The organism is Affinibrenneria salicis, from assembly GCF_008710095.1.
Window position 1 is genome coordinate 149,231 of record NZ_VYKJ01000006.1, and the last position, 13,829, is coordinate 163,059.

The 13,829-nt window shown below is 52.4% G+C and carries 12 protein-coding genes, 1 tRNA gene, 3 pseudogenes and 1 other annotated feature; of the genes and pseudogenes, 8 read left to right on the top strand and 8 right to left on the bottom strand.

Translation table 11 applies throughout. From position 1 onward, the window contains the following. Position 1: 1 nt before the first annotated feature. Entirely contained in the window at positions 2 to 451 is a 450-nt protein-coding gene (locus FJU30_RS13385) for a DNA polymerase III subunit chi (RefSeq protein ID WP_150435474.1), read from the bottom strand. Between the two features lie 91 nt (positions 452 to 542). Continuing rightward, positions 543 to 2,054: a leucyl aminopeptidase gene (gene pepA / locus FJU30_RS13390; protein ID WP_150435475.1), complete on the bottom strand. Its 1,512-nt coding sequence runs from the start codon at positions 2,052 to 2,054 to the stop codon at positions 543 to 545. A 288-nt stretch (positions 2,055 to 2,342) separates the two neighbouring features. On the opposite strand from pepA, the gene lptF reads away from it, so the two are divergent. Together lptF and lptG are read left to right on the top strand one after the other, a co-directional pair. Next, the gene (lptF, locus tag FJU30_RS13395; protein WP_150435476.1) at positions 2,343 to 3,443 is read left to right on the top strand and encodes an LPS export ABC transporter permease LptF; all 1,101 of its coding nucleotides are present in this window, start codon (positions 2,343 to 2,345) and stop codon (positions 3,441 to 3,443) included. Continuing rightward, complete coding sequence (lptG, locus tag FJU30_RS13400) at positions 3,443 to 4,519, top strand: LPS export ABC transporter permease LptG (RefSeq protein ID WP_150435477.1); 1,077 nt, start codon at positions 3,443 to 3,445, stop codon at positions 4,517 to 4,519. The genes lptF and lptG overlap by 1 nt, the downstream gene beginning before the upstream one ends. 54 nt (positions 4,520 to 4,573) lie before the next feature. On the opposite strand, the gene FJU30_RS13405 is transcribed toward lptG, so the two are convergent. Beyond that, entirely contained in the window at positions 4,574 to 5,080 is a 507-nt protein-coding gene (locus FJU30_RS13405) for a DUF2501 domain-containing protein (RefSeq protein WP_150435478.1), read from the bottom strand. 290 nt (positions 5,081 to 5,370) lie between these two features. Between FJU30_RS13405 and FJU30_RS13410 the strand changes: the two genes are divergently transcribed. The 5 genes and pseudogenes from FJU30_RS13410 to FJU30_RS13430 form a co-directional block, all read left to right on the top strand. After that, a tRNA-Leu gene (locus FJU30_RS13410) sits at positions 5,371 to 5,455 on the top strand. 220 nt (positions 5,456 to 5,675) lie between these two features. After that, on the top strand, positions 5,676 to 6,929 hold the full coding sequence (locus FJU30_RS13415) for a tyrosine-type recombinase/integrase (RefSeq protein ID WP_150435479.1): 1,254 nt from the start codon (positions 5,676 to 5,678) through the stop codon (positions 6,927 to 6,929). Positions 6,930 to 7,010: 81 nt separating this feature from the next. Continuing rightward, positions 7,011 to 8,243 carry a hypothetical protein gene (locus tag FJU30_RS13420; RefSeq protein WP_150435480.1) on the top strand — a complete coding sequence of 411 codons (1,233 nt, stop codon included), beginning with the start codon at positions 7,011 to 7,013 and terminating at the stop codon, positions 8,241 to 8,243. A gap of 199 nt (positions 8,244 to 8,442) precedes the next feature. Then, a pseudogene (locus FJU30_RS13425) lies at positions 8,443 to 8,565 on the top strand (IS110 family transposase); the annotation flags it as partial. 384 nt (positions 8,566 to 8,949) lie between these two features. Then, positions 8,950 to 9,261 (top strand): annotated as a pseudogene (locus tag FJU30_RS13430) (transposase); the annotation flags it as partial. 42 nt (positions 9,262 to 9,303) lie between these two features. Here the strand turns inward: FJU30_RS13430 and FJU30_RS13435 are convergent. Then, a protein-coding gene (locus FJU30_RS13435) for an IS3 family transposase (RefSeq protein ID WP_395858562.1) occupies positions 9,304 to 10,517 on the bottom strand; the annotation gives its coding sequence in 2 pieces (ribosomal slippage) (positions 9,304 to 10,229 and positions 10,229 to 10,517; 1,215 coding nt in all). Next, positions 10,120 to 10,236: a sequence feature (AL1L pseudoknot), on the bottom strand. Its footprint overlaps the gene before it by 117 nt. Positions 10,518 to 10,573: 56 nt before the next feature. Here FJU30_RS13435 and FJU30_RS13440 point away from each other — a divergent pair. Beyond that, positions 10,574 to 10,825 (top strand): annotated as a pseudogene (locus FJU30_RS13440) (transposase); the annotation flags it as partial. 107 nt (positions 10,826 to 10,932) lie between these two features. Here FJU30_RS13440 and FJU30_RS27635 read toward each other — a convergent pair. From FJU30_RS27635 to FJU30_RS13460, 4 genes are all read right to left on the bottom strand, one after another. After that, complete coding sequence (locus FJU30_RS27635; protein ID WP_150435482.1) at positions 10,933 to 11,130, bottom strand: ANR family transcriptional regulator; 198 nt, start codon at positions 11,128 to 11,130, stop codon at positions 10,933 to 10,935. A 36-nt stretch (positions 11,131 to 11,166) separates the two neighbouring features. After that, complete coding sequence (locus FJU30_RS13450; protein ID WP_150435483.1) at positions 11,167 to 11,568, bottom strand: hypothetical protein; 402 nt, start codon at positions 11,566 to 11,568, stop codon at positions 11,167 to 11,169. Next, complete coding sequence (locus FJU30_RS13455; RefSeq protein WP_191091596.1) at positions 11,565 to 12,074, bottom strand: DUF3828 domain-containing protein; 510 nt, start codon at positions 12,072 to 12,074, stop codon at positions 11,565 to 11,567. Before FJU30_RS13455 ends, FJU30_RS13450 begins: the two co-directional genes overlap by 4 nt. A gap of 169 nt (positions 12,075 to 12,243) precedes the next feature. Continuing rightward, a protein-coding gene (locus FJU30_RS13460) for an IS3 family transposase (protein WP_150435485.1) occupies positions 12,244 to 13,406 on the bottom strand; the annotation gives its coding sequence in 2 pieces (ribosomal slippage) (positions 12,244 to 13,148 and positions 13,148 to 13,406; 1,164 coding nt in all). Positions 13,407 to 13,829 lie beyond the last annotated feature (423 nt).

Sequence of the window (13,829 nt, forward strand, 5' to 3'; positions counted from 1 at the left end):
ATTAATGCGTTGGCGGCGTAGCCGTGGTCAATTGGAAGCCGACGCTGCGATAGGCTTTATAGCGGTCGCGCGCCAACTGTTTCAGGGAATCTTCACAGGGGACAAAGTCTATCACTTCATGGAAAGCGGTGGCAAAATCTGCAAAGGCGGGCAACAGGCTAATCAGCACGTCGCGCGTGGCGCTGCCGCGCCGCCCGGGCCAGGCCAGCTCTACCGGCGCCCCCTGGCGCGGCCCCTCGCCGGCCAGATTGTGCGGCACGAAGGCGTCGGGCGGGCGCTGCCAGAGTGCGTCATCCAGCCTGAACGCCTGCTGTTCATCCTCGCAGGCTATCAGCACCCGCTTGCCCGCCCGCCATGCGCCGGCGGCAAGATCGCAGGACAGCGCTTCACAGGCGCTCAGTTCGCCTTCGGGCGTATTGTGCTCAAGCAGATAGAACGTTGCGTTTTTCATTGTCCAACATGATTAATAAGGGCCGGAATTTCCGGCCCGACAGGCGGCATAAGCCGCGGGAGATGAAACGCCGTTCCCGCGGCTGGCGTGGTTACTCGTCGCCGCTGAACCCTGCGCGATTGAGCAGGAACTGGGACAGCATCGCGACCGGCCGGCCGGTCGCGCCTTTGGCCTTGCCGGAGCGCCAGGCGGTGCCGGCGATATCCAGATGCGCCCAGCTGTAGCGGCGGGTAAAGCGCGACAGGAAGCAGCCGGCGGTGATTGCGCCGCCCGGACGCCCGCCGATGTTGGCCATATCGGCGAAATTGGACTCCAGCTGTTCCTGATATTCATCGCTCAGCGGCAAACGCCAGGCGCGGTCGCCCGCCTGTTCCGACGCGGCCAGCAGCTCGTGCGCCAGCGGATTGTGGTTCGACATCAGGCCGGTAATATGGTGGCCCAGCGCGATCACGCAGGCGCCGGTCAACGTGGCGATATCGATTACCAGCTCCGGCTCAAAGCGCTCGACGTAGGTCAGCGCATCGCACAGCACCAGACGGCCTTCGGCATCGGTATTGAGCACTTCCACCGTCTGGCCCGACATGGTGGTGAGGATATCGCCCGGCCGGTAAGCGCGACCGTCGACCATGTTTTCACAGCCGGCCAGCACGCCGATGACGTTCAGCGGCAGCGCCAATTCCGCCACCATGCGCATCACGCCGTACACGGTGGCGGCGCCGCACATATCGTACTTCATCTCGTCCATGCTGTCGGCCGGTTTAATCGAAATGCCGCCCGAGTCGAACGTCAGCCCCTTGCCCACCAGCACGATTGGCTTAGCGTCGGGCGAAGGATCGCCTTTATATTCAATCACCGACATCAGCGATTCGTTCTGCGAACCCTGACCGACCGCCAGATAGGCGTTCATGCCCAGCTCTTTCATCTGCTGTTCGCCGATGACGCGGGTAACGATGTTTTGACTGTAGGTATCGGCCAACTGGCGCGCCTGCGAGGCCAGGTAGGCGGCATTGCAGATGTTGGGCGGCATATTGCCGAGATCTTTGGCGGCCTTGATGCCGGCGGCGATGGCCAGCCCGTGCTGAATCGCCCGTTCGCCGCAGGTGAGCTCGCGCCGCGTCGGCACGTTGAACACCATCTTGCGCAGCGGACGGCGCAGCTCGACTTTGTTGCTTTTGAGTTGATCGAAGATATAGAGCGTTTCTTTGGCGGTTTCGACCGCCTGGCGTACTTTCCAGTAGGTGTTGCGCCCTTTAACGTGCAGTTCGGTCAAAAAGCAGACCGCTTCCATCGAACCGGTTTCATTCAGTGCGTTAATGGTTTTCTGGATTACCTGTTTGTACTGGCGTTCGTCCAGTTCACGCTCTTTACCGCAGCCGATCAACAGGATGCGCTCGGAAAGAATGTTGGGTACATGATGCAGGAGCAATGATTGCCCCACCTTGCCTTCCAGCTCGCCGCGACGGAGTAAAGCGCTGATATAGCCATCGCTGATTTTGTCGAGTTGTTCGGCGACAGGGGACAAACGGCGCGGTTCGAATACGCCGACGACAATGCAGGCACTGCGTTGTTTTTCCGGGCTACCGCTTTTTACGCTGAACTCCATGTACTCTCCTGAATCTTAAAGACAAGGGCAGGATCAACGGATAGAATACGGCACTCCGTCATTTTTTCCCGCCGTTGCGTTAACATAACCTGTGTTAATCTTGACGACGTAGTTTTAAACCAGACTGCTCTGGCAACTCTAAGCTGGTTCTGATAGAACCGTGGGCCGCAGAATGCTGTAATGCGGCTTACCCCGCTCAGGTTGCCATAAATGAGTATAAATGGCGAGTTAGCGAAGAAACTATCGACTTTCCTGCAAAAAGACAAGTTTTCACAGGCGTAATTAAGCGTGATCATCATTCGATATCTGGTACGGGAAACATTCAAGAGCCAACTGGCTATCCTATTTATCCTGTTACTGATCTTTTTCTGTCAGAAACTGGTGCGGATACTCGGCGCCGCCGTGGATGGTGATATCCCGACAAATTTGATTTTTTCCTTGCTGGGGCTGGGCGTCGCTGAAATGGCCCAGCTGATCCTGCCTTTAAGCCTGTTTCTTGGCTTACTGATGACGCTTGGGCGTCTGTATAGCGAAAGTGAAATTACCGTCATGCATGCCTGCGGTCTCAGCAAGACGGTGCTGCTGCGCGCCGCTATGCTGCTGGCGCTGCTGACCGCGATCTTCGCCACCCTTAACGTCATGTGGTTCAGCCCCTGGTCATCGCGACATCAGGATGAGGTGCTGGCGGACGCCAGGGCCAACCCCGGCGTGGCCGCGCTGGTGGAAGGACAGTTCAAATCGGCGCAGGGCGGCAACTCGGTGCTGTTCGTCGGCAACGTTAAAGGCCAGGAGTTTCAGCACGTCTTTCTGGCGCAGCTGCGCGCCAACGGCAACGCGCGTCCCTCCGTGGTGGTGGCCGACAAAGGCCAGGTCACTCAGGGCAACGACGGCTCGCAGATCGTGACGCTTAACAAAGGCACGCGCTACGAAGGCACGGCCCTGCTGCGCGATTTCCGCATTACCGACTTCACCAACTACCAGGCGGTGATCGGCCACCAGGCCGTCTCGCTGGATAAAAACAACGTGGAACAAATGGGCATGCGCGACCTGTGGCGCAACGACACGCCGGCCGGTCGGGCTGAATTCCACTGGCGCATCACGCTGGTGGCGTCGGTATTCCTGATGGCATTCATGGTGGTGCCGCTCAGCGTGGTCAACCCGCGTCAGGGCCGCGTGCTCAGTATGCTGCCCGCCATGCTGCTGTATCTGATTTTCTTCCTGCTGCAAAGCTCGCTGCGCTCCAATGCGGCGAAAGGGAAGCTGGATCCGCTGATCTGGATATGGGTGGTGAATATGATCTGGCTGGCAATGGCCATCGTGCTCAATGTGTGGGATAGCGTACCGATTCGTAAAGTGCGCGCTCGTCTGACCGGAAAAGGAGCGGCTTGATGTTTGGTGTTCTAGACCGCTATATCGGCAGAACCATCTTTAACACCATCATGATGACGCTGTTCATGCTGGTGTCGCTGTCGGGCATTATTAAATTCGTCGATCAACTGCGCAAAGTCGGCCAGGGCAGCTATACGGTGCTGGGCGCCGGGCTGTACTCTCTGCTCAGCGTGCCGAAGGACATCGAAGTCTTCTTCCCGATCGCCGTCCTGCTCGGCGCGTTGCTGGGACTGGGCATGCTGGCGACGCGCAGCGAACTGGTGGTCATGCAGGCTTCCGGCTTCAGCCGGCTGCAGATCGCCGCTTCGGTAATGAAAACGGCGATCCCGCTGGTGCTGCTGACCATGGCTATCGGCGAATGGGTTTCGCCGCTGGGCGAACAGATGGCGCGCAACTACCGGGCGCAGATGATGTACGGCGGCTCGCTGCTTTCGACGCAAAGCGGCCTGTGGGCGAAAGACGGCAACGATTTTATCTATATCGAACGGATCGCCGGCGATAACGAATTGGCCGGCGTCAACATCTACCATTTCGACGACACAAACAAATTGCTCTCCGTGCGCTATGCGGCTTCCGCGGTATTCCAGAAAACGCAAAACCTGTGGCAGCTTTCGCAGGTGGATGAGTCCGATCTGACCGACGGCAAACAGATCGCCGGCAGCCAGCGCCTCAGCGGCGAGTGGAAAACCAGCCTGACGCCCGACAAACTAGGCGTGGTGGCGCTGGAGCCAGACGCGCTTTCCATCAGCGGGCTACGCAACTACATCGGTTACCTGAAACAAAGCGGCCAGGAATCCAGCCGCTATGAGCTCAACATGTGGAACAAACTGTTCTCGCCGCTCTCCGTGGCGGTCATGTTGCTGATGGCGTTGTCGTTCATCTTCGGCCCGCTGCGCAGCGTACCGATGGGTTTCAGGATCGTTATCGGCATCGCGTTTGGCTTCGCGTTCTATTTAATGAACAGCGTATTTGGCCAGCTCAGTCTGGTCTACGGCACCCCGCCAATAGTCGGCGCGCTATTGCCCAGCATACTGTTTATGATTGTCAGCATCGCGTTGCTGCTAAGGCGCCGATAACATCATCTGTCCGGGCGCCGTTGACGGCGCCCGGACAGGTTGAGCGCTCGCCCGTCAGGAAATAAAGTTTTTGCCCTGCTTCAGCACCACATCACAGGCTTTCGTCTTCACCTTCTGACCCAATTGCGTATCGCCCAGGCTCTTCAAATTCAACTGTTGACCGCTGCCGGTATTCAGCAACCCCGCCAGCCCCTGCTGATAATCCGTCTGTTTCGCCTGCTCGGTTTGAGTATTCAGCCCCAGCTTACCCAGCACCTGCTCTTTCACCGACGCCACATTATTGTTTACGATATTATTTTTCACACAGTACTGCAGAATACCCGCGGCGTTGCTCATCGTATTGGAACTCACCGCGTTATCGCCGCCGTTCAGCAGCCCGCTCAGCGAAGAGAGCGACAGACCGCCGCTGCTGGCGCCGTTGCCTGAGGCGGACTCCTGCTGACCCAGTTGCGAAGCGGCGCTATTTAGCTGATCCTGCCAGCTTGCCGCCGTCGCCGAGCTCGTCGCCAGCGCTAACGCCATGCCCAATATCCATACCTTCCGCCGTGTTGCGTTTTTCATAAACCACCTCTGTTTTCCATAATATTGCGCCCAACCCGCGATGCGCCGGACTTAGGGCAGTTTAGAACATAATGAAGGAACGGAAGTTCCGGTCGATCGATTTGCCTTAGGCAAATGACCGGATATTAAGACTAATCCGGTGAAAACCGCAGGATACTGGCCGATTGAGTCGTCGCTATCCTGTGATGGGTGATGGTTTTTTCGTCATTCAAATCCCCCGGGTGGGGATTAAGGTTGCGCAGGTTGCCGGTAACGGTATAATCCTCCGGGTTTTCCGCATACCTCTTCGTGCCGAAGTGGCGAAATCGGTAGACGCAGTTGATTCAAAATCAACCGTAGCAATACGTGCCGGTTCGAGTCCGGCCTTCGGCACCATCGTATGAAAATCAAGTCACCTCAGGGTGGCTTTTTTTATGTCCGCAACCGTCCATTAACGTCAATGTCCATCTGTAAAATAACAATTTTTATTTCACACTCCTTTCTGCGATTTCGTCTGTTTTATCCACACTGGTCTTTTTTCGTCCATTGACATCCAGAGGATTTGGGGGTCAAGATGAGGGTCAATTCACTTCGATTATGAGTTGACCCCCAAATTATGGCGCTGACCGACGTTGTTGCCCGTACCGCCAGGCCGCGCGAGAAAGCTTACAAGCTCTCGGATGCGCATGGCCTGTATCTTTTGGTGAGTCCTAACGGCTCTAAGCGCTGGTATCTTAAGTATCGCTTTGAAGGCAAGGAGAGCCGGATTGCTTTCGGCGCCTATCCGCTGATCTCGCTGGCAAAGGCCAGAGAGAAACGTGACGAGGTGCGATTGCTGCTGTTGGAGGGCATCCACCCAACGGAAAAGCGTGAAGAAGAGAAAGTGCAGGCACAAGAAGCGTTGAATACCTTTTCGAAGGTCGCGCAAGACTGGCATCGAAACATTAGTCAAAACCGATGGTCGGAAACGCACGCCGGACGAGTATGGCGCGATATGGAACGTAATATTCTGCCTGCTATCGGGCATCGCCATATTGCCGATCTGAAAACTAAAGACCTGCTGGAGCCGCTTAAAGTCGTGGAACAGAACGGCCATCTTGATTTGGCGTCACGACTGCGCCAGCGCGTTACCGATATCATGCGCTACGCGGTACAGAACGATCTGATAGAGCGCAACCCTGCGCAAGACCTCTCCGGGGCGATAGCCGCGCCAAAAGCCACCCACCGGCCTGCGTTGAAGCTGAACAAACTGCCGGATTTTCTGGCAAGAATTGAACGCCACAAAGGGCGGGCATTAACCAAACTGGCGTTAAAACTTACTCTGTACGTTTTTATCCGCTCCAGTGAGTTACGCTTTGCCCGCTGGCCGGAAATCGATTTCAAACGTGCAATATGGACGATACCGGCTGAACGTGAAGCCATTCCCGGCGTGAAGCATTCGCAGCGCGGCGCAAAGATGCGCTCTGAACATCTGGTGCCTTTATCCCGACAGGCTTTGGCGCTGCTGGAAGAGATCAAGGCCATCAGTGGCGGCCACGAACTGATTTTCCCCGGCGATCGTCGGCCAACCAAACCGATGAGTGAAAACACCGTCAACAATGCATTGCGGGTAATGGGCTACGACACCACCACCGAAGTATGTGGACACGGTTTCCGCACGATGGCCTGTAGCGCATTGGTGGAGTCCGGCCAGTGGTCACGGGATGCGGTGGAACGGCAAATGAGCCATCAAGAACGTAATGGCGTTCGTGCTGCTTACATCCACAAGGCGGAACATCTGGATGAGCGCAGGCTGATGCTGCAATGGTGGGCGGATTATCTGGATGCGAATCGGGATGAGTATGTGGTGCCGTATGAGTTTATAAAGTGATGTATTGAAATACTCCATTATTATAGGGTTTAATCATTTTATTGATTTTAAATAGATTGTTAGCTTTGTGCAGAGGTATATATGGAAGGAATCAAAGAGATCGAATTAACCTCGTTTTTTAATAATGCTAAAAAATGTTTTCTTTATGCACTAAAAATTTCACCTATATGCATCCTACTTTCCATAACTGTTGTTTGGGGATATTTAGGACATTTTTCACGTCTTGACTTATTGATTGGTGCTATTGATAATAAAACAACGCTTCTTTCAATATTTGGCTCGTTTATATTCATTTCTGTATTAATGTCATTTGTATTTGTACTTCCAAGTTTTAATCTAATGCTTTTTTCATCTTTTGTTAATGAAAGTTATATTGCTAATACAAAAAAGATGCCATATATTACTTTGATAATGATAATATCTATGTTGCTTTCTGTTTTGATATTATCATCGGATGGTTTTTATGAATTTTCTAAAAAGCATGTATACATAGAGAAAGTTTTGTTATATATAGATGAACCATTTCGTTCTTTACTCATATCTTTTATTGTTTCTATAGTTTTTACTGTGTTTCCATTGAAAGTAAAAAACACTCACGCCTATCGTGATAGCGGATTTAAAAAGTTTATTAAAATAACTGGCTCTATTTTTGCCACCTTGTTTATATGCTTTTTAGCCTCAATATCAATAAGTTTGTCTATTTCTTTGCTCTTGATGAATATGGATGGGCATACTTTTTATGGGTTTGTTTATGCTTTCTTTTTTCTATCTTTTTACTCAGTATTATCATTATTCCCAGCGATGATTTTTTATTCAAGAAACTTTTCGTTTAATAATAATGGAGTTTTTGATTTTGAAGTGGCAAAAGAGACGATTTTTTCTGTGTTAGCCTCATTATTTTTGGTTTTTTTCTTTTGGCCTAATGGTTTTTTATTTATTAGCTCGAATACATTAAGTACAATCGGAGTGTTAGATAAAAGAACTCATTATTACCATGTTACATCTGACAAATACTATAAAGAATTATTTCCTAATTCAATATGGGATACGAAATACTTAAAAGATAGAAGTGATTTCTTCATTAAGGCTGTTAATATGTTCTCGCTTGATGGAAAAAATCTAGTTTGCCCCGAATATGTAGAGAATCTTAGAAGAAAAACATTGATTTCAAGTTTCGATCATTTTCCTCCAAAGCAAGATAAAAACCTTACTGAGAATTTTAAATCTATGGCAAAAGGTTGTGTAGTTCTTAGTAGTGACGAATTTAAACAGTGGGATACAATTATTAATGCGGAAGGGGAATTTAAAATTTGAGGATATATTATCTACCGCGCCAGCCCCTTTTGGGGAGGGCTGGCGCTCATTTTTCTTATGTGGATGATTTTCCCTGCGACTCATAATACCCAAGTATCAGAGGCTGTAATTAAAATTGTGTAATTCCTGTTAATGAGATGGTCACCCCCACCCTGTGAGCAGTACGCTGGCAGGGTGCAATTCTTCAGAGGATTCCATCATGCAAACCGCGACGCTTATTGGTATCGATCTGGGTAAACATTCCTTTCACGTTCATTGCCAGGATCGGCAAGGCAATGCCCTGCTACGTAAGAAGTTTTCTCGTTCTCAACTTGCCACCTTTGGCATGTGCTCTTGCAAACAAACTGGCGCGTATAGCATGGGCCATTACAGCACATCAGACAGAGTTCAGTAAATAGCAAGCACACCTGAAATTGCTTTTGTATCAATTAATTAGAAAGTTACTATCTGGTTTTGCGAAGACTGATTATTGATGGCATGAACGGCATATCGGCCTGCCGATGAACCTGGCATATCAAATGGCTCTCTGAAGCCGACCTGTTTTTAAGGTTCAGCAGGCGCGGAACTCATCGTGGCGCGAGCAGTTGCTGTTCACCAGACGCCGAATAGATTTAAGCAAGCCTGTCATAAGTCGAAATCAGTGTTGCAAAAAGGGGGATGACCATAGATTTGATATGTTCACTCCAACAACGGAGACAGGCAAATTATGGACGAAAAGAAACTTAAAGCCCTTGCGGCTGAACTGGCTAAAGGCCTTAAAACCGAAGCCGATCTCAATGCGTTTTCCCGCATGTTGACCAAGCTTACCGTTGAAACTGCACTTAATGCAGAGCTAACCGGGCATCTCGGGCACGAGAAAAATGCCCCAAAAACAGGCTCGAATACCCGCAACGGCTATTCATCCAAAACGCTACTGTGCGACGATGGCGAGCTCAAATTGAGCACACCACGTGACCGTGAAAACATCTTTGAGCCTCAGTTGATAAAGAAAAATCAGACGCGCATTACGCAGATGGACTGAACCGCCCCGTTTTTCCGGGAGAGTGTTTTGTCTGTGAACTCAGGCTGCCAGACCCTTATTCACGATGGAAGTATAATATGCCTGTTCCGCTTCTGCCGGCGGGATATGACCCAGCCTTTCCAGCAGCCGGCGATTGTTGTACCAGTCCACCCACGCCAGTGTGGCCAGCTCAACCTCTGACCGGGTTTTCCAGCTCTGACGGTGTATCACCTCCGCTTTGTACAGCCCGTTGACGCTCTCCGCCATCGCGTTATCGTATGAGTCACCTGTGCTGCCCGTTGACGCCAGCAGTTCCGCATCTTTAAGCCGCTGTGTGTACGCCAGCGACACATACTGAGAACCCTTATCTGAGTGATGGACGGTGCCCGCAGGGCGACGGGACCACAGCGCCTGCTCCAGCGCATCCAGCACGAACCTCGTTTCCATCGACGATGAGACCCGCCAGCCCACGATGCGACCGGCGAACACGTCGATGATGAACGCCACATATGCGAAGCCCTGACAGGTGCTCACGTACGTGAAGTCGGCCACCCACAACTGATCCGGCCGTTCTGCCACGAACTGGCGGTTCACCCGGTCACCTGCGGCAACGTCTTTCCGGCTGACGGTGGTGCGGACCTTTTTACCCCGGCGCACACCGGCAAGCCCCATGGCTGTCATCAGACGCGACACCGTGCATCTGGCCACACTGATGCCTTCCCGCAGCAACTGCCGCCAGACCCTGCGCACACCGTACACGCTGTGGTTTTCATCGTACACGCGCTGTATCTCCGGCTTCAGCAGGTCATCACGTTTTGCCCGCAGGCTGCGTCTGGCCGGATGCTGCCTGTGCTGCTGATGCCGGTAATAAGTCGACGGGGCGATATCCAGTTCGCGGCATACCGGTCCGACCCCGTGTTCATTACGCAGGGTATTCACCAGGGGCGCTATTTTTTCCAGAGGCGGTCGAACTCCGCCTTCGCAAAATACGCGGAAGCCTGACGCAGGATATCGTTGCTGCGGCGCAGCTCGCGGTTCTCGCGTTCCAGCTCTTTCAGGCGCTGACGTTCAGTGGTGCTCAGTCCGCCATCACCGTTGCCTGCGTCCCGTTCATGCTGACGCAACCAGGTGCGGAGCGTCTCCGGTGTGCAGCCAATCTTCGGGGCGATGGAACTGAGAGCGGCCCACTGTGAGTCATATTCGTTCTGACTCTCCAGAACCATACGGACGGCCCGCTGACGGACCTCAGGGGAAAAGCGTGTGTTTTTAGTCATCCTGTTTACCTCTCTCTCAGGGAGTTTAGTCTCCAGAATTTCCGGGGCGGTTCAATACGTTCTTCGGTTATCCGCCTGATATCCGCAAGGCCATCTACACCACGAATGCTATCGAGTCGCTGAACAGCGTTATCCGTGCAGCCATCAAAAAACGAAAGGTGTTCCCGACAGACGACTCGGTGCGAAAAGTGATTTATCTGGCGATCAAGAATGCTTCAAAGAAATGGAGTATGCCGATCCAAAACTGGCGGCTGGCGATGAGCCGTTTTATTATCGAGTTCGGTGACCGCCTGAGCGATCACCTTTAATACGATGGCAGTTACACAGAATTATTTACAGGGTCAAAATAGGCGATTACACAATTTTATAAACAGGCTCATCAGTCCCACTGGTTTGCTTCATGTTTGCCTCCCGCCTATCGACTGCCCGCAACCACTCTCATGCAGCAGTGTTCGCTCCGTGCATCGGCCCAGACCTGGTTAATCTCATGTAATGCAGGCGATGATGCTTTCGTCCACAGCTCATGTGCCTGCCGGTAATTCTGCGAGCATTCTTCAACGTATGCCAGTTCGGCTACAGCCTGATAACCATTCTCATTATTCTTTGTTTTCATCTTTGTTTCGCTCCCTGAATGTGGTTTTCATTGTGTTTATTTCTCTGTTTTGGTGATATTTATTCGCTTTTCTACGCCTGCCTGCTTCTGATAAGCCACAGTCAGTGCGTTGTGCAACTGACCAATCGACAGGTCGCGAATGACGGGAGTCGGTATGTTACGCAACCAGCCTGCCAACCGGCAAAGACCCAGTAGGTCGAGGCCTTCAGATTCAAAAAGATATTCGTTTTCTTTCAAATCAAAGGTCGCTGTATAGCCCTCTTCTTTGGTGTGTAAGGCAATCCCGAATGCCTGCTCAATCGCTTCTAAAAACTCCACACCATCATCGCCGGTCACGCCCAGATCGGCTTCAAGATAAGTATGTTCGTCAATGCGGCTGCGGTAGTCTGCGGTAAACTTACGCGTAAAATCGATGACATCGGAAAGGGAGGGACTCAATGGGTTTCCCCCTTTATACGCAGGGCTTTATTATTTGCGTCGATGTCATCACGAACGCTTGCCTGACTGGCATCAAAAATGTCGTCAATAAACCAGTGCCCATTCTCAGCGACTAAATTGAACGTGGTGGTCACCATGTCGCTGTCATCGTTGAAAGCGCGATAAGTGACTGTGGCACGTGATTTTTTATTATCGTTCGCGAGGATCGTAATATTTGTCACCACAAGATTCTGATAATCCTGGCACTGGCATATCGGGTCATAATCGAGATAACCCTGATCCCCCGGTAAGGTGAGCGCTTGATCCTCTTGCAGCACAGCCATGAAACGCTTTGACGCAATCCGCTCAGGGCCGGTTCTGTCAATGGGTACAGGCGAAAGATCATCACTGCCATAGGCAGCATATATCCGCTTTAAAAATGCACTGGGGTCTTCAATCGCCAGCGCCGTTTGCGGAAAGAGCGTGAACGAGAATAATGAAAAACAAAGCAGGTAAAAAACGCGCATGGATACCATCCTTTAAAGGCTGACTGGTTTTATTATTGCGATTTGATTTTTGTCGTGAGTGAGATCATATTCCACGCACCACCAGCACGGATTAACCGGCAACGCCCCGTATTGCTCACTGAACTTTGAATAAAATGTTTGATCCTACCCACGTAATGTGAACACTGCCCTAAGCGAGGTTCTGGTTTTCAAATTGTTCCGGGCTGAGACCGCCGCAGGCACTATGCCGCCGGTGCCGATTGTAGTCTATCTCGATATACTCGAATACCGCCGATTTCATCTCCTCCCGCGTGTTGAACCTCTCTCCGTGGACTAGCTCCACTTTCAGGCTATGGAAAAAGCTTTCCGCACAGGCGTTATCGTAGCAACAGCCCTTCGCGCTCATACTGCATATCAGTCCATTGTCTTTGATAACACCCTGATAATCATGGGAACAATACTGGCTCCCTCTGTCAGAGTGAACTATCACGCCGCGCGGCATCTTTCGCCGCCACAGCGCCATTTTCAGCGTATTGCACGCCAGCTCCGCCGTCATTCGTTCCGACATCGACCAACCCACCACCCGACGCGAATACAGGTCGATAACCACCGCCAGGTACAGCCAGCCTTCCTCTGTCCACAGGCAGGTGATATCCCCAACGTACTTCTGGTCCGGCCCCGCAGCACTGAAGTCCTGTTGCAACAGGTTCGGCGCCACCGGCAGGTTATGCCGGCTGTTTGTCGTGGCTTTGAACCTGCGCGCCGCTCTGGCCCGTAATCCCTGACGTCGCAGACTGGCCGCCACCGTTTTACGGTTCCAGCCATGGCCGGCCTCACGCAATTCCTGCGTCAGACGGGGCGCGCCATAGCGCTGTTTTGCCTGTATAAAAGCTTGCACCACCCGCTCATCACACTTCTGGCGGTGCATCTTCCGCGGCGAGGGGGATTGCCGGCGCTTCAGCCACGCATACCAGCCGCTGCGCGAGACACGCAACACCCGGGCCAGGTTTTTCACTGAGAATGCCGCCTGATGTTGGTGTATAAAACCGTACTTCACTTCAGGTGTCTGGCGAAGCAGGTGGCCGCCTTTTGGAGGATAGCCAGTTCCTCATCCCGCTCGGCCAGCTGGCGCTTGAGGCGGGCGATTTCTGTTGCCTGTTGCTGCTCACGCTCAGAGGTGGAGCCCTGCTGACGTTGTTTACTGCGCCAGGCGTAGCGTTGAGAGTCGTGCAGGTTGAGCTCCCGGGCGGCTTTGGCCACGCCGATGCGATCAGCCAGCGCCAGCGCCTGCTGGCGAAACTCCGGGGTATATTGATTACGGGATGTCTTCTTCACAGATTTTGCTGGCGTCATGGTTCAGGGCGGGCGCTTTTACATCGGTCAGATAATTGCGGGACACCGCCTGGGGTATTACAGGAAAACATGAATAAAGCCGAAAAGCGTGTATATCATCTGGGTCAATGGTCAATGGTCAATGGTCAATGGTCAATGGTCAATGGGTCTGCCGCTGTAGTTTCGTTACGCAAGACCGGAGCCGCAATATTGCTGATATTACCGAATATCCATTATTCTTATCTGCTTTCCATTCCCTTTCTCTGGCCGTTTTAGTCTCTCTTTATTCGGGGTGACGATAAAGCGTGGCGGGAAAACTACCCGCAGTTGGAAGCATACTGGCGTCGGTATCCGCAAACATGGACGAATAGCGAAACTCGCTGCTATTACTGTGGTTCAAACCGCATCGACAGCTATTTGTGGCGAAGACACCGGGGAAGACGA

What these genes read in the sequence shown, in the direction of transcription:
- FJU30_RS13385 (WP_150435474.1), bottom strand. Translation starts at nt 451, where the DNA reads ATGAAAAACGCAACGTTCTATCTGCTTGAGCACAATACGCCCGAAGGC.
- pepA (WP_150435475.1), bottom strand. Translation starts at nt 2,054, where the DNA reads ATGGAGTTCAGCGTAAAAAGCGGTAGCCCGGAAAAACAACGCAGTGCC.
- lptG (WP_150435477.1), top strand. Translation starts at nt 3,443, where the DNA reads ATGTTTGGTGTTCTAGACCGCTATATCGGCAGAACCATCTTTAACACC.
- FJU30_RS13405 (WP_150435478.1), bottom strand. Translation starts at nt 5,080, where the DNA reads ATGAAAAACGCAACACGGCGGAAGGTATGGATATTGGGCATGGCGTTA.
- FJU30_RS13415 (WP_150435479.1), top strand. Translation starts at nt 5,676, where the DNA reads ATGGCGCTGACCGACGTTGTTGCCCGTACCGCCAGGCCGCGCGAGAAA.
- FJU30_RS13420 (WP_150435480.1), top strand. Translation starts at nt 7,011, where the DNA reads ATGGAAGGAATCAAAGAGATCGAATTAACCTCGTTTTTTAATAATGCT.
- FJU30_RS27635 (WP_150435482.1), bottom strand. Translation starts at nt 11,130, where the DNA reads ATGAAAACAAAGAATAATGAGAATGGTTATCAGGCTGTAGCCGAACTG.
- FJU30_RS13455 (WP_191091596.1), bottom strand. Translation starts at nt 12,074, where the DNA reads ATGCGCGTTTTTTACCTGCTTTGTTTTTCATTATTCTCGTTCACGCTC.